This is a genomic window from Sphingobium sp. TomTYG73, assembly GCF_055394245.1.
Genome location: NZ_AP027339.1, coordinates 1560928 through 1579472, shown reverse-complemented (window position 1 = coordinate 1579472; position 18545 = coordinate 1560928). Strand labels below are relative to the sequence as shown.

Annotated in this window: 18 protein-coding genes; 16 read left to right on the top strand and 2 right to left on the bottom strand. The window is 62.4% G+C overall.

Annotated elements, in window-relative coordinates; genetic code table 11:
- Positions 1-38 precede the first annotated feature (38 nt).
- Together ahpC and ahpF are read left to right on the top strand one after the other, a co-directional pair.
- Complete coding sequence (ahpC, locus tag ACZ5TH_RS07985; RefSeq protein ID WP_196224206.1) at positions 39-602, top strand: alkyl hydroperoxide reductase subunit C; 564 nt, start codon at positions 39-41, stop codon at positions 600-602.
- 163 nt (positions 603-765) lie between these two features.
- Positions 766-2346: an alkyl hydroperoxide reductase subunit F gene (gene ahpF / locus ACZ5TH_RS07980; protein WP_464793538.1), complete on the top strand. Its 1581-nt coding sequence runs from the start codon at positions 766-768 to the stop codon at positions 2344-2346.
- Between the two features lie 317 nt (positions 2347-2663).
- Here the strand turns inward: ahpF and ubiG are convergent, their stop codons facing one another.
- Positions 2664-3398: a bifunctional 2-polyprenyl-6-hydroxyphenol methylase/3-demethylubiquinol 3-O-methyltransferase UbiG gene (ubiG, locus tag ACZ5TH_RS07975; RefSeq protein WP_464793537.1), complete on the bottom strand. Its 735-nt coding sequence runs from the start codon at positions 3396-3398 to the stop codon at positions 2664-2666.
- A 389-nt stretch (positions 3399-3787) separates the two neighbouring features.
- On the opposite strand from ubiG, the gene ACZ5TH_RS07970 reads away from it, so the two are divergent.
- The 3 genes from ACZ5TH_RS07970 (at position 3788) to ACZ5TH_RS07960 (ending at position 7170) form a co-directional block, all read left to right on the top strand.
- The gene (locus ACZ5TH_RS07970; protein WP_464771108.1) at positions 3788-5053 is read left to right on the top strand and encodes an aspartate kinase; all 1266 of its coding nucleotides are present in this window, start codon (positions 3788-3790) and stop codon (positions 5051-5053) included.
- A 131-nt stretch (positions 5054-5184) separates the two neighbouring features.
- Positions 5185-6198, top strand: coding sequence for an NAD(P)H-dependent flavin oxidoreductase (locus tag ACZ5TH_RS07965; protein ID WP_464793536.1), 1014 nt, complete (start codon positions 5185-5187; stop codon positions 6196-6198).
- A gap of 189 nt (positions 6199-6387) precedes the next feature.
- Positions 6388-7170, top strand: a complete 783-nt coding sequence (locus tag ACZ5TH_RS07960) for a hypothetical protein (protein WP_464793535.1) — start codon at positions 6388-6390, stop codon at positions 7168-7170.
- On the opposite strand, the gene ACZ5TH_RS07955 is transcribed toward ACZ5TH_RS07960, so the two are convergent.
- Positions 7167-7835: a winged helix-turn-helix transcriptional regulator gene (locus tag ACZ5TH_RS07955; protein ID WP_464793534.1), complete on the bottom strand. Its 669-nt coding sequence runs from the start codon at positions 7833-7835 to the stop codon at positions 7167-7169. The two genes, ACZ5TH_RS07960 and ACZ5TH_RS07955, sit on opposite strands and share 4 nt — an antisense overlap.
- Positions 7836-7958: 123 nt before the next feature.
- Here ACZ5TH_RS07955 and ACZ5TH_RS07950 point away from each other — a divergent pair, with 123 nt between their 5' ends.
- The 11 genes from ACZ5TH_RS07950 (at position 7959) to ftsH (ending at position 18524) form a co-directional block, all read left to right on the top strand.
- Positions 7959-8402 (top strand): VOC family protein, encoded by a 444-nt coding sequence (locus ACZ5TH_RS07950; protein WP_460986258.1) that lies wholly within the window; start codon positions 7959-7961, stop codon positions 8400-8402.
- A 31-nt stretch (positions 8403-8433) separates the two neighbouring features.
- Positions 8434-8790, top strand: a complete 357-nt coding sequence (locus ACZ5TH_RS07945; protein WP_464793533.1) for a DUF1428 domain-containing protein — start codon at positions 8434-8436, stop codon at positions 8788-8790.
- A gap of 25 nt (positions 8791-8815) precedes the next feature.
- Positions 8816-9619 carry a VOC family protein gene (locus tag ACZ5TH_RS07940; RefSeq protein WP_464793532.1) on the top strand — a complete coding sequence of 268 codons (804 nt, stop codon included), beginning with the start codon at positions 8816-8818 and terminating at the stop codon, positions 9617-9619.
- 11 nt (positions 9620-9630) lie between these two features.
- Entirely contained in the window at positions 9631-10119 is a 489-nt protein-coding gene (locus tag ACZ5TH_RS07935) for a VOC family protein (protein ID WP_464793531.1), read from the top strand.
- Positions 10116-10583, top strand: coding sequence for an SRPBCC family protein (locus ACZ5TH_RS07930; protein WP_460986255.1), 468 nt, complete (start codon positions 10116-10118; stop codon positions 10581-10583). The genes ACZ5TH_RS07935 and ACZ5TH_RS07930 overlap by 4 nt, the downstream gene beginning before the upstream one ends.
- 221 nt (positions 10584-10804) lie before the next feature.
- Positions 10805-13081, top strand: a complete 2277-nt coding sequence (gene ptsP, locus ACZ5TH_RS07925; protein WP_464793530.1) for a phosphoenolpyruvate--protein phosphotransferase — start codon at positions 10805-10807, stop codon at positions 13079-13081.
- 90 nt (positions 13082-13171) lie between these two features.
- Entirely contained in the window at positions 13172-14101 is a 930-nt protein-coding gene (locus ACZ5TH_RS07920) for a helix-turn-helix domain-containing protein (RefSeq protein WP_464793529.1), read from the top strand.
- Between the two features lie 132 nt (positions 14102-14233).
- Positions 14234-15139: a hypothetical protein gene (locus ACZ5TH_RS07915; protein WP_464793528.1), complete on the top strand. Its 906-nt coding sequence runs from the start codon at positions 14234-14236 to the stop codon at positions 15137-15139.
- Positions 15140-15148: 9 nt separating this feature from the next.
- Positions 15149-16099 (top strand): tRNA lysidine(34) synthetase TilS, encoded by a 951-nt coding sequence (gene tilS, locus ACZ5TH_RS07910; protein WP_464793527.1) that lies wholly within the window; start codon positions 15149-15151, stop codon positions 16097-16099.
- Between the two features lie 210 nt (positions 16100-16309).
- Positions 16310-16501: a hypothetical protein gene (locus tag ACZ5TH_RS07905; RefSeq protein ID WP_196224194.1), complete on the top strand. Its 192-nt coding sequence runs from the start codon at positions 16310-16312 to the stop codon at positions 16499-16501.
- Between the two features lie 73 nt (positions 16502-16574).
- Entirely contained in the window at positions 16575-18524 is a 1950-nt protein-coding gene (gene ftsH / locus ACZ5TH_RS07900; protein WP_196226569.1) for an ATP-dependent zinc metalloprotease FtsH, read from the top strand.
- Positions 18525-18545: the final 21 nt, after the last annotated feature.

The following is an 18545-nucleotide window of genomic DNA, read 5'->3' as shown; positions in this document are numbered from 1 at the left end:
CGGGCAACAGCAACCCCTCAGAAGGAACTGGAAAGCCCATGGCTCTCATCAACACCAGCATCAAGCCGTTCAAAGCCACCGCGTTCAAGGAAGGCAAGTTCGTCGATGTTACCGACGCAGACGTGAAGGGCAAGTGGGCGATTTTCTTCTTCTATCCCGCTGACTTCACTTTCGTGTGTCCGACGGAGCTGGAAGACCTGGCCGGCATCTACCCGACGCTGCAGTCGCTGAACGTGGAAGTCTATTCGGTTTCGACCGACACGCATTTCAGCCACAAGGCATGGCACGACACTTCGCCCGCGATCAGCAAGATCAACTATTATATGCTGGGCGACCAGTCGGGTCAGATCACCAACAATTTCGACGTGATGCGTCCGGGCGTCGGCTTGGCTGATCGCGCGACGTTCCTGGTCGATCCCGAAGGCGTGATCCAGTTCATGGAAATCACGTCGGAAGGTGTCGGCCGCAACGCGACCGAACTGCTCCGCAAGGTCAAGGCTGCGCAATATGTCGCCGCTCACCCCGGCGAAGTGTGCCCGGCCAAGTGGGAAGAGGGTGAAGAAACCCTGGCTCCCTCGCTCGACCTCGTCGGCAAGATCTAAGCAAACCTGACCTTTCGCCGGGCCGGGTTGAGCAACTCCCCGGCCCGGCGGGGGTTTTACCTGACAATTTGACCGCTGACATGCCGGACCTTCGGGTCGTATCGTCCGGCAAGCGGACCCGCGTGCCCACGGGCGGTGCGCCAATTCAATGGAGCTACGATAGATGTTGGACGCAAATCTGAAGGGTCAGTTGAAGACCTATATGGCGAACATCACGCAGCCGATCGAGCTGGTGGCGTCGCTGGACGAAGGCGCGAAGTCGCGTGAGTTGGAAGGCTTGCTGAACGAGATTGCCGAGCTGTCGGACAAGGTGACGGTGACCTCCGGTAATGACAGGCGCAAGCCCAGCTTCATGATCCGGCGGGCGGGGACCGATATCGGCGTGACCTTCGCGGGCATTCCGATGGGGCATGAGTTCACGTCGCTGGTGCTGGCGCTGCTACAGGTGGGCGGGCATCCGTCCAAGGCGGCGCAGGAGTTGATCGAGCAGATCAAGGAGCTGGACGGCGATTTCAGCTTTGAGACCTATTTCTCGCTGTCGTGCCAAAACTGCCCCGACGTGGTGCAGGCGCTGAATCTGATGAGTGTGCTCAACCCGCGCATTAAGCATGTCGCGATCGATGGCGCGCTGTTCAAGGAAGAGGTGGATGCGCGTCAGGTGATGGCGGTGCCGACCGTGTTCCTGAATGGCGAGCCCTTCGCTTCGGGTCGCATGGAACTGGAGCAGATCGTCGCAAAGATTGACAGCGGCGCGGCGGAACGCGCGGCGGAGAGGATCAAGGCGCAGGAGCCCTTCGAGGTGCTGGTGGTCGGCGGTGGACCCGCTGGTGCGGCGGCGGCGATCTATGCGGCGCGCAAGGGCATCCGTACCGGTGTTGCGGCGGAACGATTCGGTGGGCAGGTGCTCGACACGATGGCGATCGAGAATTTCATTTCGGTGAGCCACACCGAGGGACCGAAGCTGGCCGCGCAGCTGGAAGCGCATGTGAAGGATTATGATGTCGAGATCATGAACCTGCAAAAGGCGGCCAAGCTGATCCCGGCAAAGACTGAAGGCGGCTATCATGAGGTCGTGCTGGAAAATGGCGCGTCGCTCAAAGGACGCACCCTGATCCTGTCCACGGGCGCGCGCTGGCGGCAGATGGGCGTGCCGGGCGAGGATGAATATCGCAACAAGGGCGTGGCCTATTGCCCGCACTGCGATGGCCCCTTGTTCAAGGGCAAACGTGTGGCAGTGATCGGCGGCGGCAATAGTGGTGTCGAAGCGGCGATCGATCTTGCGGGCATTGTCGCCCATGTGACGCTGATCGAGTTCGATAGCCAGTTGCGCGCCGACGCGGTGTTGCAGCGCAAGCTCGCCAGCCTGCCCAATGTGCGGATCATCACTTCGGCGCTCACCACCAAGGTGGACGGCGATGGAGCCAAGGTTACGGGCCTGTCCTACAAGGACCGCAACAATGGCACCGAGCATGATGTCGAGCTGGAGGGCATTTTCGTGCAGATCGGGCTGGTCCCGAACACGGAATGGCTGAAGGACGCGATCGCGCTGTCGCCACGCGGAGAGATCGAGATTGACGCCAGGGGCGAAACGAGTCAGCCAGGGATATTCGCTGCGGGCGACTGCACGACCGTGCCCTACAAGCAGATCGTGATCGCCATGGGAGCAGGATCGACAGCGGCGCTTTCCGCCTTCGATTATCTTATCCGCCTGCCCGCTTCGGAAGAGGCGGCGCAAGCAGCCTGACGAGACAACCCTCCGAGCGGGGGGTTGGGAAGCGGTCGCCCCCAGGCCCGGGGGCGACCGCTTTTTAGGGTGCTGATGTTTTGGTTGAGATGCGACGTGTTCCTGCGAAGGCTGGGGCCTAGTTCAGAATTAGCGGCTAAAGTGGTGTGTGCTTAGTCTGAATTACTCACCCCGTTCGGGCTGAGCTTGTCGAAGCCTTTTCCTTGCTAAAGAGGAAGTAGAGCCGTTGGCTTCGCCGGCCTTCGGCTCGACAGGCTCAGGGCGAACGGTGTTTTTTAAAGGTGGTGCCGATTTACGCCTCGATGCTTGGAATGAGGCTAGCCAGCGTGGCGCGCCGTCAGCAGATAGTTGATCGCCTTGTTCGATGAGAGCGTGAAGCCCTTGCGCGGGTCGAAGGAGAGGCCGGTGACATCGGTCACCTCCAGTCCGGCCTTGACGAGCATCTCGGTCAGTTCATCGGGCGTCAGGAACTTGTCCCAGTCGTGCGTTCCCTTTGGAATGCCGCCGATCCCTTCGCCGATGCGGATCATCGCGAGGCGTGAGAGTGGGGTGCGGTTTGGCGTGGACATGATGAGCAGGCCGTTGGGATTGAGCTTGTCCGCCAGCGCACGGACGAAGGCGGCGGGGTCGGTGACATGCTCGACGACTTCCATGGAGGTGACGAGATCGAAGCTTCCGGCGTTGAGCTGTTCGACGGGCGTCGCGCGATAGTCGATCAGGAGACCCTGACCGTCCGCATGGGCGCGGGCGATGGCGATATTTTCTTCCGCCGCGTCGAGCGCGGTGACCGCAGCGCCCAACCGTGCCAGAGGTTCGGACAAAAGGCCCGCGCCGCATCCCACATCCAGCGCAGATTTGCCTTCAAGTGGGTGGAAGCTGCTTTCCTCGCCAAGCCAGTGCCGGTCGATCGCGCTACGAATATAGCGCAGCCTTACCGGATTGAGTTTGTGCAGCATCGCGCTGCTGCCCTTGGGATCCCACCAGTCGGCCGCCATCGCGCCGAAGTGGGCGGCTTCGCGGGGATCGATCGTGCTTGTCGCTGAATTGGCCATGCGCTCTGACTACCAAGCTGCGCGCCGGCGCGCCACGGGCATTTAAATCATCATGCTTTAAACAGGCACCGCCTCCTGCTTCCGTTTGCCGTGAGCCTGTCGAAGCCTGTCCTGAGCGCCTGCTGTAAGCAGGTAGTTGAAGGGGGCTCTGTCTCTTTTCATGAAAAAGAGGGCTTCGACAAGCTCAGCCCGAACGGGGTAGGGTGATTCAGATAGAGGTATGAAGCTCTAAGTCTTGCGGGGCGGCGATATGCATGAGCGACGGCACTATGGGGTTCCGCCCGGCCGATGGCTTGCTTGCCATATCTGCCGCTGCTGCTATAGCGGCGCCGTTTTTCCCCGGAGGGGGACAGACGCTTTCCAGATCAGCAGACAGGTTTGACAGGCAAATGGCGCGCATCGTGATGAAATTCGGCGGCACCTCCATGGCGGGGATGGAGCGAATTCGCAACGTGGCCGCGCGCGTCAAACATGTCGTCGAGCAGGGCCATGAAGTTGCTGTCGTCGTATCCGCGATGGCGGGCGAGACGGACCGGCTGGTGGGGTTCTGCAAGGAAGCTTCCGCGCTTTACGATCCCGCTGAATATGACGTTGTGGTCGCTTCAGGCGAACAGGTGACGAGCGGCCTGCTCGCCATGACGCTGAAGGCCATGGGTGTCGATGCGCGCAGCTGGCTCGGTTGGCAGCTTCCCATTCGCACGAACGAAGCTCATGCCAAGGCGCGCATTGGCGAGATCGATACGCTAGACCTTCTTTCGTCCATGCGCGGTGGCACCGTGGCGGTTATCCCCGGTTTTCAGGGCATGATGGAGGATGGCCGCATCTCGACCCTGGGTCGTGGTGGTTCGGACACTTCGGCGGTCGCAGTCGCGGCGGCCCTGAAGGCTGATCGCTGCGACATTTATACCGACGTCGATGGCGTCTACACCACCGATCCCCGCATCGTGGCGCGCGCGCGCAAGCTGGACCTCGTCACCTATGAGGAAATGCTGGAACTGGCATCGGTCGGCGCCAAGGTGCTCCAGACCCGATCCGTCGGCCTCGCCATGAAGGAAGGCGTGGTCGTGCAGGTGCTTTCCTCCTTCGATGATCCCACCCAGACCGACCTCCCCGGCACGCTGATCGTCAGCGAAGAGGAACTGGAAGCCAAGCTCAAGGAAGACAAGATGGAACGTCAGCTCATCACCGGCATCGCCCATGACAAGAATGAGGCGAAGATCACCCTGACCCGCGTGCCGGATCGTCCGGGCGCGGTGGCGCACATCTTCGGCCCGCTGGCAGATGCCGCGATCAACGTCGATATGATCATCCAGAATGTCGGCCGCGACAAGGGCGAGACGGACGTTACCTTCACCGTGCCGGGCGCTGATCTGGCCCGCGCGCTCGACGTGCTGGAAAGCCAGAAGGAAGAGATCGGCTTCAATCGCGTGATCCCCGATACGAAGGTCGCGAAGATTAGCGTCGTGGGCGTCGGCATGAAGAGCCATGCGGGTGTCGCGTCGACGATGTTCAAGTCGCTGGCCGAGCGTGGGATCAATATCCTCGCCATCTCGACCAGCGAGATCAAGGTTTCGGTGCTGATCGACGAGGATGAGACGGAGCTGGCGGTGCGTGTGTTGCACACGGCTTATGGGCTCGACGCGCCGGTCGCTTGACCTTTTCTCCCCTCCCCTTCAGGGGAGGGGTCGGGGGTGGGGCCGTGCCCCATAGAACAATGCGTGGGGAAGCCCCCCACCCCAACCCCTCCCCTGAAGGGGAGGGGCTTTGTGATTCTAGGAATATGCATATGACCAACGCCAAACTCACTTCCCTGATGGCTCGCGGCACCGAATTTCTCGGGTGCGAGGTCGCTATCATGTGCGGGGCGATGAGTTGGGTGTCGGAGCGGAATTTGGTTGCGGCCATTTCCAACGCTGGCGGGTTCGGCGTGATCGCTTGTGGGGCGATGACGCCGGAACTACTGGACAAGGAAATCGCGGCGACGAAGGCGCTGACGAGCAAGCCTTTTGGCGTGAACCTTATCACCATGCACCCGCAGCTGTTCGACCTGATCGAAGTGTGCGCGCGTCATGAAGTCGGTCATGTCGTGCTGGCAGGTGGCCTGCCGCCCAAGGGCAGCATCGAGGCGATCAAGGCGAAGGGCGCGAAGCTGATCTGCTTTGCCCCGGCGCTGAGCCTGGCGAAGAAGCTGGTGCGTTCGGGCGTGGATGCGCTGGTGGTCGAGGGGATGGAAGCGGGCGGTCATATCGGCCCGGTGGCGACCAGCGTGCTGGCGCAGGAAATCTTGCCCGAAATGGCTTCGCAGGTGCCGGTGTTCGTCGCGGGCGGCATCGGGCGCGGCGAGGCGATCGCCGGCTATCTGGAAATGGGTGCGGCGGGCGTGCAGCTGGGCACCCGCTTTGCCTGCGCCAGCGAGAGCATCGCGCATCCGAATTTCAAGAAATCCTTCTTCCGCGCGTCCGCTCGCGACGCGATCGCGAGTGTGCAGATCGACCCGCGGCTGCCGGTCATCCCCGTGCGCGCACTCAAGAACAACGGCACAGAGGCTTTCACCGCCAAACAGCGCGAAGTCGCCAACCTGCTCGACAGCGGATCGGTCGATATGGGCGAGGCGCAGTTGCAGATCGAACATTATTGGGCAGGCGCCCTGCGTCGCGCTGTGATCGATGGTGATGTCGAAGGCGGGTCGCTGATGGCGGGTCAGTCCGTTGGCATGGTCACCAAGGAAGAGCCGGTCGCGGAGATCATCGCGCAATTGATGGCCGAGGCGGCGGTTGCGCTGGAGCGGCGTAGCGCCTGAAGTGTACCCGGTCCCGATATCGGGATGAGCCGAATCTCCTGAGGGATGAAGTGATCCGGGCGGTCATCGCCAGGAACGCGCGGCTTTGGCATGAGTTTGGGCCATGAGTTTTTGCGCAGAGAATTATTCATAGGGGATATCGGGTTGCCGCTGCGTGCCGTTTCATGTCGCGTCTGGACAATCGCTTCGGTGGCCGCCTTGGCGCTGGTTGCAGGCTGTTCTACTCCAAAGGCACCGCCCACGCCTCCGCCGCCGGTCGTTCGGACGATCAAGCCATTGCCGCCGATGGGCGCGGTGGAGGATATGAGCATTCCCGAGGTTGATCCGGAGGGCAAATATCTGACGCCCAATCGCGGGGTGACGGCCAATACGGCGCTTTGGCATGTGCGGATGGCGTTGAATGTCGCCGCGCTGTCCTGTCATGGCGTAAACGAACCGGCGCGGGTGCAATATAATCAGATATTGCGGGTGCATAAGGACGTGCTGCGGGAGGCCAATGCCGCAGTCGATCGCAACTACACCGCCGCTTATGGGAGCGGGGGTCTTCAGTCGCGTGAGTTGCTGAATACGGTCGTGTATAATTTCTTCTCGCTGCCGCCGGTTCAGCCGACCTTCTGCAAGGCCGCGATCGAGGTCGGGGCGAAGGTGCTTACGATGCCGTCGAGCCAGTTGCTGGGCTATGCTCCCGAGGCGTTGACCGCGCTCGAACAGCCGTTCCAGGAATTTTACGAGGCCTACGCCGACTATCTGCGGCGGCTGGCGGAGTGGCAGTCGCGCTTTGGCGGGACTGTGACGGTGATTGTGTCGCCAACGCCTTTGCCGCCGCCGCCCAAGCCGCCTGCGGAAATCGGAGCGGGCTTCGTCCCGCCGCCCGCGCTGCCAAGGTTGCGTGAGGAAAGCGGGCAGGCGCTGGTGCCGGGCGCTACATCCGCGCCCCGTGTGATTGTGCCGACTTTCCCGATTACGCGCTAAGCGGAGGGGTAGGTCGCGGGGGCCTTGGCGGGCAGGGGGAACAGGCGCACGAAGCGTTCCGCCAATGCGCGGTCGCCCTTGACCTGGAGCGCGTCGGCGACATCCTTGAAGCTGGCTCCGCCATAGACGACGGCGGCCAGGGCGTTCTGATCGCCGCTGAACAGCACGTCTGCGTCATGGGCTGAGCCGCGATCGATGGTGAAGTCGCCATCCTTCAATAGCGCGCGAAATTCTTCCTCGCCGAAGCGGAAGCCGATCACGGCGTCCAGATCGCCAATGCGGCTGCGGTCGATCATCGTGCGCATGGAGAGGACGACCGAGACGTTGCTCATTGGCTGGCCGGGTTGCATCGTAGGTGAGCGGCAGGCCCAGCGGCCGAGGACCTGGAAAAGGATTTCCGACTCGCGGCCCCATTGCGTCAGTTCGTAAATCTGGCTGGCGGCGGGTGGGGGCAGGCGGCGGCGGATGAGGACGCTGGCCGCCTCCAACTCCTCCAGTCGCTGCGTCAGCACGTTGGCGCTGATTCCGGGCAGGCTGGCGCGCAGATCGGTGAAGCGCTTTGGCCCCAGCATCAATTCCCGCATGATGGGCATGGCCCAGCGGTCCCCGACAAGGTCCAGCGCATGGGCGACTGCACAGCCATCCTGATAGGCGCGCTTTTTCAATTGCGAGTCCTTAGTTATTTTTTCTAACTTATATGTTGCATAAGATAATCTATGGGTCCACAAAGTTCAAGGCGGTGAGTCGAGAGCGATAGTTCCTCGCCGCGATGTTCAAGGAGATGCGTGATGCCCAATGCCCCCGCGCCCAAGATGATTTTCGTTAACCTGCCGGTGAAGGACTTATCCGCTTCCATCGCCTTTTACGAAGCGGTCGGTGCCGTGCGGAACAATGACTTTGCCGATGACAGCGCGCAGATGGTCAGCTTTTCCGACACAATCCACGTCATGCTGCTGACGCATGAACGTTTTTCCAGCTTCACGGCGCGGCGCATTCCCAATGCGCATGAAACGGCGCAGGTGCTGCTTGCGCTCAGCGAGGAAAGCCGGGCGGCGGTCGATGCGACGATGGCCAAGGCGCTGGCGGCGGGAGGGACCGAGCCCAATCCGTTGCAGGATCATGGCTTCATGTACGGCCGCGATTTCGCCGATCTGGACGGCCATATCTGGGAACTCGCGTGGATGGATATGGAGGCGGCCCTGGCTGTGAATCAGCCGGAAACGACGGCCTGACTTCGTCCTGACAGATATAAGGAGAGAGATGATGAGCTATATCGATGGCTTCGTGGTTCCCGTGCCCAAGGGGCAGAAGGAGCGGTATCAGCAGTTTGCCGCCCGTTCCGCGCCCGTTTTTCTGGAACATGGCGCGCTGCGTATGGTTGAATGCTGGGGCAATGATGTCCCGGTGGGGAAGGTGAATGACTTCCGGACATCCGTGATCGCCGAAGAGGACGAGGATGTCGTCTTTTCCTGGATCGAATGGCCCGACAAGGCGACCCGTGATGCGGGGCAGGAAAAAGCGATGAAGGACCCCCGCATGCGGGAAGATGGGGAGATACCCTTTTCCGGCAAGCGAATGATCTATGGCGGGTTCGACGTGATGCTCGACCAAAAGGCCTGAAACTTCCTTCTAGAGGAGACGGATGATGACCGATCTCACCGGCAAATTCTTCTGGTACGAACTGATGACCAGCGACCCTGACGCAGCGATCGCCTTCTACGGCGACGTGGTAGGCTGGACGGCGCAGCCCTTTGGTGGCGAGCGGACGGACGATCCCTATAATGTCGTGTCCGGCAGCGCGGGTCCGGTGGGTGGCATCATGCGGATTCCGGCCGAAGCGAAGGAATGCGGCATGTCGCCCTGGTGGGGCGGCTATGTCGGATCGGCCGATGTCGATGCGGATGCCGGGCGGTTGAGCGGTGCGGGGGCAAGCGTGAAGCGGCCGCCGGAAGATATTCCGGGGGTTGGCCGCTTTGCCGTGATGAGCGATCCGGGCGGGGCGATCTTCATGCTGCTCAAGGGGTCAAGCCCCGATGGCATGGACGCTGCGCCGCCGATGGCGAACGGCCATGTCGGCTGGCACGAGCTTTACAGCGGCAATTTCGATGCGGACCTGGCTTTTTACACGTCGCAGTTCGGCTGGGGGAAGGGCGAGGCGATGGATATGGGGCCGATGGGAAGCTATCAGCTTTTCTCCATGTCCGGCGCCACCGAGTTCAACGCGATGGAGGGCGGCATGATGCGCAAGCCCGAGCAAATGCCGGTGCCGCAATGGCTTTTCTACTTCGTCGTGCCCGACATTGATGTGGGTGTTGAGAAGGTGAGGGCAGGCGGCGGCACGGTGCTTAATGGCCCTGCCGAAGTGCCGGGCGGCGCCTGGATCATCCAGGCTACCGACCCGCAAGGCGCGATGTTTGCGCTGGTCGGCATGCGCTCGACCGCAGCGTAAGGAGAGGAACGATGTCCAAGATTTCACCCTGTCTGTGGTTCGACGGACAGGCCGAGGAAGCTGCGCGCTTCTATGTCTCGGTCTTTGGCGGATCGGTGGATTCGATCAGCCGCTATCCCCATGATGTGCCCAGCCCCGCGCCTTTCAAGGGAGGGGATGTGCTGATGGTGGAATTTAGCCTGTTCGGGCAAAGCTATCAGGGATTGAACGGTGGGCCGAAATTTCCCTTTACCGAAGCGGTGTCCTTGTCGGTGTCCTGCGAGGATCAGGCGGAACTGGACCGCTATTTCGATGTGCTGACGGCCGATGGCGGCTCGCCCGGTCCCTGTGGTTGGGTGAAGGACAAATATGGCCTGTCCTGGCAGTTGGTGCCCGAAGAGGTGATGGAGATGCACCGAAAGGGCGGTCCCGGCATTCAGCCCATGATGGCGGTGATGATGACCATGCAGAAGCTGGACCTTGCCCGGATGAAGGCGGCTTATGAGGGGGCGACGGTATGAGCAGCGCGCAACATGAGCTGTCGGTCAGCTGTCACATCGCCGCCCCGCGCGAGATTGTGTGGAAGGTGTGGACGGACCTGAAGGACCAATGGTTTTGCCCCAAGCCGTGGCGGGCCGAGGTGATTGAGGAAGATTTGCGCCCCGGTGGCCGCAGTGCCGTGCGCATGTTCGGCCCCGATGGCGAGGATACCGGGCCGATGGAGGGCATTTTCCTTGAGGTGGTGCCGGGCGAGCGGGTGGTGTCGACCGATGCTTATGCTTCCGGCTGGATACCGCAGGAGCCGTTCCTGACGTCGATCTGGAGCTTTGCGCAAGAGGGTGAGGGCACGCGCTTTACCGCGACCGCGCGGCATTGGAGCGAGGAAGCGCTGAAGCGGCATGAAGAAATGGGGTTTCATCCTGGATGGGATCAGATGGCGCAGCAGTTCAAGGAATTGTGTGAGACTTCGGCGGCGACGGCTTGATGGGTAGATGGGGAGGTGGCGGCGTATAGTGCTGACGGAGGGAGGTGGGCTGACGTTGCGCATTTTCCCCTCCACCGCCTTTGGCGGTCCCCCTCCCCATCTGGCGATGGGGAGGATTTTGGGGGGAAGGCGCTCGTCTTTTGACGATTTGATGGGGTTCTCTCCAGATTAACCCTGACTTCCTCTTGGAAAGGGGGGCTGCGATCTGTTAGCGCTTGATCATGCCCACGACGCCCGCCGCAGCCGCCCGCCACATCCTCACCAGTTTGCAGGAGGTGATGGCTGCGCGAACGAGCGCGCAGGCCAAGCTGAACAAGGTCGTGGACATTATCGGCCAGGCGCTGTCGAGCGAGGTTTGCTCCATCTATCTGGTGCGCGAGGGGCTGCTGGAACTGTTCGCGACGCGCGGTTTGAAGCAGGAGGCCGTCCACGTCACCCGCATGGCGATGGGCGAGGGTCTGGTCGGTCTGATCGCCACCAATGTGGAAACGCTGAACCTGGACGAAGCCGCGGCGCATCCGGACTATAGCTACCGGCCGGAAACGGGCGAAGAATTGTTCCACAGTTTTGCAGGCGTGCCGATTGTACGGCGCGAGCGCGCGATTGGCGTCTTGTGCGTGCAGCATGTGGAACCGCGCCGTTATGAAGAGGTCGAGATCGAGGCGTTACAGACCGTGGCCATGGTGCTGTCGGAATTGATCGCCAATGCCGAACTGGCCGACGACGGCCCGGCGGATTCGCGCGTGCAGGATACGGGCACGATCATGTTGCAGGGTTTGCAGCTAGTCATGGGGATGGCGCGGGGCCACGCGGTGTTCCACCAGCCGCGTGTTCATGTCGAACATACGGTCGCGGAGGATACCGAGGCCGAGCGGCAGCGCGTCATTTCGGCCTTCACCAAAATGCGCGAACAGATCGACCGCATGACGGGCGCGGTCGAATTCGGGATGGAGGGCGAGCATCAGGAGGTGCTCGAGACCTACAAGATGTTCGCCTATGACGAAGGCTGGATCCGGCGGATCAATGAGGCGATCGACAGCGGATTGACCGCCGAGGCGGCGATCGAGCGCGTGCAGCAGCGCACCCGCATGCGCATGCGGCAGATTGATGACGCGCTGTTGCAGGATCGGATGCACGATCTGGAGGACATGGCCAACCGGCTGTTGCGGATCGTGTCGGGGCAGTTGGGCACAGCGGCAACCATGGGCCTTAGGCAAGACGCCATCCTGATCGCGCGCAATCTGGGTCCGGCGGAACTGCTGGAATATGACCGGCGTCGGTTGAAAGGCGTGATCCTGGAGGAAGGGTCGCTGACCGCGCACGTCACTATCGTGGCGCGCGCCATGGGCGTGCCGGTGCTGGGGCGCGTTCGCGAGATCCGGCACAAGGTGAATGAGGGCGACCTCATCCTGATGGACGTCGTGTCGAACAACCTGTTGATCCGCCCGACGGCGGACATGGACGAGGCGTTCGAGAACAAGCTGCATGTCACGCAGAAGCGCCGGGCCGAATTTGCCGCGATGCGCGATCTGCCGTCGGTGACGGCGGACGGGCAGCGTATCGAATTGATGGTGAATGCGGGCCTGCGTGAGGACGCGCAGGCGCTGGACCTGGTCGGCGCTGACGGCATCGGGCTGTTCCGCACGGAGTTCCAGTTCCTGGTTTCCGCCACGCTGCCGCAGCGGGAAAAGCAGCAGCGCCTCTACAAGGATGTGCTGGACGCGGCGGGCGACCGGCCGGTCATCTTCCGCACCGTCGATATCGGGGGTGACAAGGCGCTGCCCTACATGCAGCGCGATGAAGATGAGGAGTTGGAGGACAATCCGGCGATGGGCTGGCGCGCGCTGCGGCTGGCGCTGGACCGCGACGGGTTGATGAAGGCGCAGGCCCGAGCGTTGCTGGAAGCGTCGGCGGGCAAGGTGCTCAACATCATGTTCCCGATGGTGTCGGAGCCGTGGGAATATGAGAAGGCACGCGCTCTGGTGGAGCATCAGCGCGAATGGTTGGTGTCGCAGCGCAAGAAGGTGCCGTCGGCGGTGCGTTATGGTGCGATGCTGGAGGTGCCTGCGCTTGCGGAAGTGCTGGACCTGCTGCTGCCCAAGCTGGACTTCCTGTCGATCGGCACCAATGATTTGACGCAATTTCTCTTTGCAGCCGACCGGGCGCATCCGAAGTTGGCGGAGCGCTATGACTGGCTGAGCATCGCCATCTTGCGCTTCCTCAGCCGGGTGGTGCGGACTTGCGAGGAATATCAGGTGCCGGTTGGCGTCTGTGGGGAAATGGGCGGGCGGACGCTGGAAGCGATGGCGCTGGTTGGCCTGGGCGTTCGGCGCCTGTCGATTACGCCCGCGTCGGTTGGTCCGGTCAAAGCCATGATCCGGGCTATCGATGCCGCCGAATTGCAGGCGTTGATGCGCAAGCTGCTGGACGACGGGATCGTGGATATTCGTGGCGCGCTGACGCAATGGGCGGATGAGCGGGGCATCGAACTGAATTGAACCGGAAAATGGGTCAGGCACGACCCCGGCGGCGTTGACAATCCCTGTGCCGGAATGAGACAAGACCGGCTTATAAGATCGCGGAGCAGCATGGCAGAACAACCCGAAGTGGAAAGCGGCGCGACGGCGCCGGACGTGCAATTGGGCACTCCGGGCGCAAAGCTGCGCGCGGCGCGTGAGGCGCATGGCCTGTCGATCCAGGACGTGGCGACGCGCACGCGCATTGCGCAACGTCAATTGGAGGCGATCGAGCGGGACGACTATTCTGCGCTTCCGGGAATTCCCTATGCGGTCGGCTTTGCCCGCGCCTATGCCCGCGCGGTCGATCTGGACGAGGTGGCCATTGCCGCCGATGTGCGCCATGCCGTCCATAATTCCGACCTGGGCGCCAATCGCTACGAGGCGTTCGAACCGGCCGATCCGGCCCGTGTGCCGTCGCGCCTGCTTGCCTGGACGGCCGCGGCGATCGTGATTGTGCTGGTGGCTGGCTTCACCATCTGGCGTACGCAGATGCTGACTCCGCCGACAGGGCAGGAGATCGCCGCCGAACAGGCCAAGCCCGCCGTTGCCGCGAAACCGGCGCCGGGCGCGCGTCCCGCCGCGCTGGTGGCGCAGACGGTGGTGTTCACCGCCAATGACGATGTGTGGCTGCGCATTTATGATGAGGCTGGCGACCGGCTGAAAGATGGCCTCATGAAGAAGGGTGAAAGCTTCACCCTGCCGGCCACTGCTCGCAACCCCATGATCCTGACCGGCCGTCCGCAGGCGTTGACGGTTACTGTCGGTGGCAAGCCTATTGCACCGCTTGGCGCGCCCGATCGCACGATTTCCGATGTGCCCGTTTCGGCGGCTGCGTTGCTGGCTCGGGCTGCTCCGGCGCCGGTCGCTCCGGCCGCTTCGCCTGCCCCTGCGGCTGCCCCATCGGCTCCGCAAACGCCTGCCGCGCGGCCCGTGACCGGGAGTGTGGCGCCTGCGATCCCTGCGGAGCCCGCGCCAGCTGCCCCAACCTCGGCGGATTAAGGCGTCTCCAATCCCTGTTTGGGTCGCACGTCCTGCTTTACGGCGGCGAATATGGCCTTATGGTTAAGAGCGGGGAGCGCGGCCTTTGCGGGCCGTATCGTCGGTGAATTTAAGTTTTAGTCGGGGATCATCATGCGTTACGCCTTGTTTGCGACAACCGCCCTGCTGCTGGGGGCGCCCGCTATGGTTGCGCTCGCGCCAGCAGCGGCCGCCCAGAATGTGGCGTTGGATGTGCGCGTCGACCGGCTGGAAAAGGAAATGCGCGCAGTACAGCGCAAGGTCTTTCCCGCAGGCGCTCCGCTGGAGGCGGAAATCAATCGCCCGGTGACGCCCACCGTCCCGCCCGGCACGCCGTCATCTTCGCCGGTCGCCGATCTGACGGCGCGCGTGGGCGCACTGGAATCGCAGCTTGCCTCGATGACCGGACAGGTTGAGGAAAACAGCTTCAAGATCCGTCAGCTGGAAGAGGCGTTCAACAAATATAAGGCTGAGGCGCAGAGCCGCGCCGAAGTGGTTGCTCCGCCGCCCGTGCGCCCCGTGGCTCCTGCAGATAATGCAGCCCCGGCCACGCCAAAGCCGGGCACTAATGGTGGTGCGACCGAGGCGCGCAAGGCGGCCGTGGCGGCGATCGAACGGCCATCGACCGGCGATGCGGCGGCCGACGCCTATAGCTATGGCTTTCGTCTGTGGGACGCAAAATTCTATCCCGAGGCGCAGGCGCAACTGAAGGCGACGGTGGATAAATATGGTACTGCGCCGGTCGCGAGCCGCGCTTCGAACCTGCTGGGTCGTGCCTATCTGGACGATGGCAAGCCCGCGCTGGCTTCCGTCGCTTTTTACGACAATTATCAGAAGCGCCCCAAGGGGGATCGCGCCGCCGACAGCCTTGCCTATCTGGGTGAGGCGCTGATCCAGCTCAAGAAGCCTGCCGACGCGTGCAAGGTCTATGCGGAGTTGGAACAGGTCTATGGCGCCACCATGTCGGCCAGCCAGCGCGGCATGATGGACAAGGGACGCGCCAAGGCGAAGTGCAGCTAAGGCACCCGCATGGCCGCGCCGCATTCGGCTCAGCCTGACCTGGAAGCGCTGCTGACGCGATCGGTTGGTGCGCTGGCGGGGGACGATGCCTTGCTGCGTTTTGGCGTGGCGGTGTCGGGCGGTCCCGACAGCATGGCGTTGCTCGCCCTAGCTGCGCATGCCTTCGCGGGCAGGGTGGAAGCGGCCACCGTTGACCATGGATTGAGGCCGGAGTCCGCGGAAGAGGCCGCAATGGTGGGGCAGTGGTGCCGTAGCAACGGTGTCGCGCATGCCGTTCTGCATCCGCCCCAGCCTCTTACGGGCAATGTCCAGCAATGGGCGAGGACCCAACGCTATGCGGCGCTGGAACAATGGAGGACCGATCGCGGGATCGATTGGATCTTCACCGCGCACCATGCCGATGATCAGCTGGAAACCGTGCTGATGCGGCTTAACCGGGGTGCCGGGGTCAATGGTCTGGCCGGAATCCGCGCGCGGCAAGGGCGGGTATTGCGGCCCGTGCTTGGCGTGCGACGCGCGCAACTGTTGGACTATGCGGGTGAGCGCGCGCTTCCCTTTGTCAACGATCCTTCCAACGTCGATCCGCGATTTGATCGGGCGGTGATTCGACGGCATCTGAAGGAAGCCGAATGGCTCGACCCGCAAAGTGCCGTCCGCAGTGCGGCGGCGCTGGCGGAGTGCGAGGAAGCGTTGGACTGGATGGTAAATGATATCGCGGCGGCGCATGTTCGCAGGGAAGGGGAGGCGTGGCTGCTGACCCGCACGGATTTGCCCCGTGAACTGCTTCGGCGCTTGTTGCTGCGCATCATTACGGAGGTGGAGCCCGGCGCGGAACCGCGAGGCGACACGCTCGACCGAGCGATTACGGTGGCAATGCGGGGCGGGAAGACGAGCCTTGGCGGATTACTGCTGAAAGGGGGCGCCGCCTGGAGAGTCAGCGTGGCGCCGCCCCGACGTTGAGTCAGAATCGATCTTGGACGCGAAAGCCCGCCGATACCGCGATGATGAGTCTCGTCCGAAACGACTTCGGGCATTGAATTGATCGTTACGGAAAGGTTCCACGGATCAACGCGCCGACGCCTCGCTCCGTCGAATTGTTGCAGCGCAATGACCTTTCCTTAATAGCCTTCAGGCGTATTGGGGTCGGCACTCAGGCATGGAAAGTCATTTATGTTCGAATTTGCGGCGTTGACCTATGGTGTGCTCGCCAGTGTGATCCTTTCGGCGGCGCAACGTAACCGGAAGCTGGCTCGCCCGCATCCGCCGTTGCTCCTGTATGTCGGATATCTGCTGTGCGGTGTGTCGGCGGGCCTGGCGATGATCCTGGCCTATATCGCCCTGTCGCAGTTCGTGGGCGGATAACGTCAGCAGACCGTTGCACCCAACTTGCGATTTTGCCGGAGCATCCTATCTTGCCCGGTGAAAGAGAGTGATGATGAACGACGAGAAGGACCCGCAGGGTAACCCCTGGATCAAGAGCGCGATGATTTGGGCGGGGGTGATTGTCGCTCTGCTGCTATTCGTCTCGATGTTCGACAGCCGCTCCGCTTCGCAGGCGGGTAGCGGCCTCGCCTATTCCGAATTCCGGTCAAAGGTTCAGGAGGGGCAGGTCAAGGACGTTGCGATCGCGACCGACAAGATTACCGGCACACTGACCAGCGGACAGCGCTTCAACACCGTACCCGTGAATGATCCGGGGCTGACCGGGCTGCTTGACGATTATAACGTCAAATATTCCGGACAGACTGAGGAGCAGCCGAGCTTCTGGCAAATCATGCTGTATCAGTCGCTGCCATTCCTGCTGATCCTGGGCATCGCCTTCTTCGTGTTGCGGCAGATGCAGAAGGGCGGCGGCGCTGGCGGTGCGATGGGCTTTGGCAAGTCCAAGGCCAAGCTGCTGACCGAAAAGCATGGCAAGGTCACGTTTGATGACGTTGCTGGCATCGATGAAGCGCGCGAGGAATTGCAGGAAATCGTCGAGTTTTTGAAGGACCCGACCAAGTTCGCAAGGCTGGGCGGCAAGATTCCCAAGGGCGCATTGCTGGTCGGTTCGCCCGGCACCGGTAAGACGCTGCTGGCCCGCGCGATCGCGGGTGAGGCGGGCGTGCCCTTCTTCACCATTTCAGGTTCTGACTTTGTCGAAATGTTCGTCGGCGTGGGTGCTTCCCGTGTCCGTGACATGTTCGAGCAGGCGAAGAAGAACGCGCCTTGCATCGTCTTCATTGACGAAATCGACGCGGTCGGCCGCCATCGCGGCGCGGGTCTGGGCAATGGCAATGACGAGCGCGAGCAGACGCTGAACCAGTTGCTGGTCGAGATGGACGGCTTTGAGGCGAATGAGGGTATCATCATCGTTGCGGCGACCAACCGCCCCGACGTGCTGGACCCTGCGCTGCTGCGTCCGGGCCGTTTCGACCGTCAGGTCGTGGTGCCGCGTCCCGACATTGAGGGCCGCGAGAAGATTCTGGCCGTGCACATGAAGAAGGTGCCGCTGGCGCCGGACGTCAATCCGCGTACCATTGCGCGCGGTACGCCGGGTTTCTCGGGCGCTGATCTTGCCAACCTCGTCAACGAGGCGGCGCTGATGGCGGCGCGGCGGGGCAAGCGTCTGGTCGCCATGGACGAGTTCGAGGCGGCCAAGGACAAGGTCATGATGGGCAGCGAGCGCCGCTCCATGGTCATGACCGAGGATGAGAAGAAGATGACCGCCTATCATGAGGCGGGCCATGCCATCGTCGCAGTCCATGAACCGGCGTCCGATCCGATCCACAAGGCGACGATCATCCCGCGCGGCCGTGCGCTGGGCATGGTGATGCGTCTGCCGGAGCGGGACAGCTACAGCTATCACCGCGACAAGATGCACGCGAACATGGCCGTCGCCATGGGTGGCCGCGTCGCCGAGGAGATCATCTTCGGTTATGACAAGGTGTCGTCGGGTGCTTCGGGTGACATTCAATATGCTACAAAGCTCGCGCGCGACATGGTCACTCAGTGGGGCATGTCGGACAAGCTGGGGCCGCTCCAATATGAGGAGCAGCAGGGCGAAACCTTCCTCGGCTATTCGCAGAGCCAGCGCGTTCATATGTCGGACGAGACGGCAAAGCTGATCGACAAGGAAATCCGCGGACTGGTGGAGCAGGGCTATACCCGGGCGCAGGAAGTGCTGAAGGGTCATGAGGACCAGCTGCACCTGCTGGCCAACGCGATGCTGGAATATGAGACGTTGTCGGGCGAGGAGATCAAGACGCTGCTCGACAAGGGTGAGATTACCCGCGACGACGGCACGACGATCAAGCCTTCGGTGGTTCCGGCGGCGGGTTCGTCTATCCCCAAGACGCGCAAGCGGAAGGGGCCGTTCGGCGATCCTTCGCCTGCCGGAATCTGATCTGCGATCTGTGATTTGAAG

Coding starts and splice junctions, on each gene's coding strand:
- ahpC (WP_196224206.1), top strand. CDS start 39: ATGGCTCTCATCAACACCAGCATCAAGCCGTTCAAAGCCACCGCGTTC.
- ahpF (WP_464793538.1), top strand. CDS start 766: ATGTTGGACGCAAATCTGAAGGGTCAGTTGAAGACCTATATGGCGAAC.
- ubiG (WP_464793537.1), bottom strand. CDS start 3,398: ATGGCCAATTCAGCGACAAGCACGATCGATCCCCGCGAAGCCGCCCAC.
- ACZ5TH_RS07970 (WP_464771108.1), top strand. CDS start 3,788: ATGGCGCGCATCGTGATGAAATTCGGCGGCACCTCCATGGCGGGGATG.
- ACZ5TH_RS07965 (WP_464793536.1), top strand. CDS start 5,185: ATGACCAACGCCAAACTCACTTCCCTGATGGCTCGCGGCACCGAATTT.
- ACZ5TH_RS07950 (WP_460986258.1), top strand. CDS start 7,959: ATGCCCAATGCCCCCGCGCCCAAGATGATTTTCGTTAACCTGCCGGTG.
- ACZ5TH_RS07945 (WP_464793533.1), top strand. CDS start 8,434: ATGAGCTATATCGATGGCTTCGTGGTTCCCGTGCCCAAGGGGCAGAAG.
- ACZ5TH_RS07940 (WP_464793532.1), top strand. CDS start 8,816: ATGACCGATCTCACCGGCAAATTCTTCTGGTACGAACTGATGACCAGC.
- ACZ5TH_RS07935 (WP_464793531.1), top strand. CDS start 9,631: ATGTCCAAGATTTCACCCTGTCTGTGGTTCGACGGACAGGCCGAGGAA.
- ACZ5TH_RS07930 (WP_460986255.1), top strand. CDS start 10,116: ATGAGCAGCGCGCAACATGAGCTGTCGGTCAGCTGTCACATCGCCGCC.
- ptsP (WP_464793530.1), top strand. CDS start 10,805: ATGCCCACGACGCCCGCCGCAGCCGCCCGCCACATCCTCACCAGTTTG.
- ACZ5TH_RS07920 (WP_464793529.1), top strand. CDS start 13,172: ATGGCAGAACAACCCGAAGTGGAAAGCGGCGCGACGGCGCCGGACGTG.
- ACZ5TH_RS07915 (WP_464793528.1), top strand. CDS start 14,234: ATGCGTTACGCCTTGTTTGCGACAACCGCCCTGCTGCTGGGGGCGCCC.
- tilS (WP_464793527.1), top strand. CDS start 15,149: ATGGCCGCGCCGCATTCGGCTCAGCCTGACCTGGAAGCGCTGCTGACG.
- ACZ5TH_RS07905 (WP_196224194.1), top strand. CDS start 16,310: ATGTTCGAATTTGCGGCGTTGACCTATGGTGTGCTCGCCAGTGTGATC.
- ftsH (WP_196226569.1), top strand. CDS start 16,575: ATGAACGACGAGAAGGACCCGCAGGGTAACCCCTGGATCAAGAGCGCG.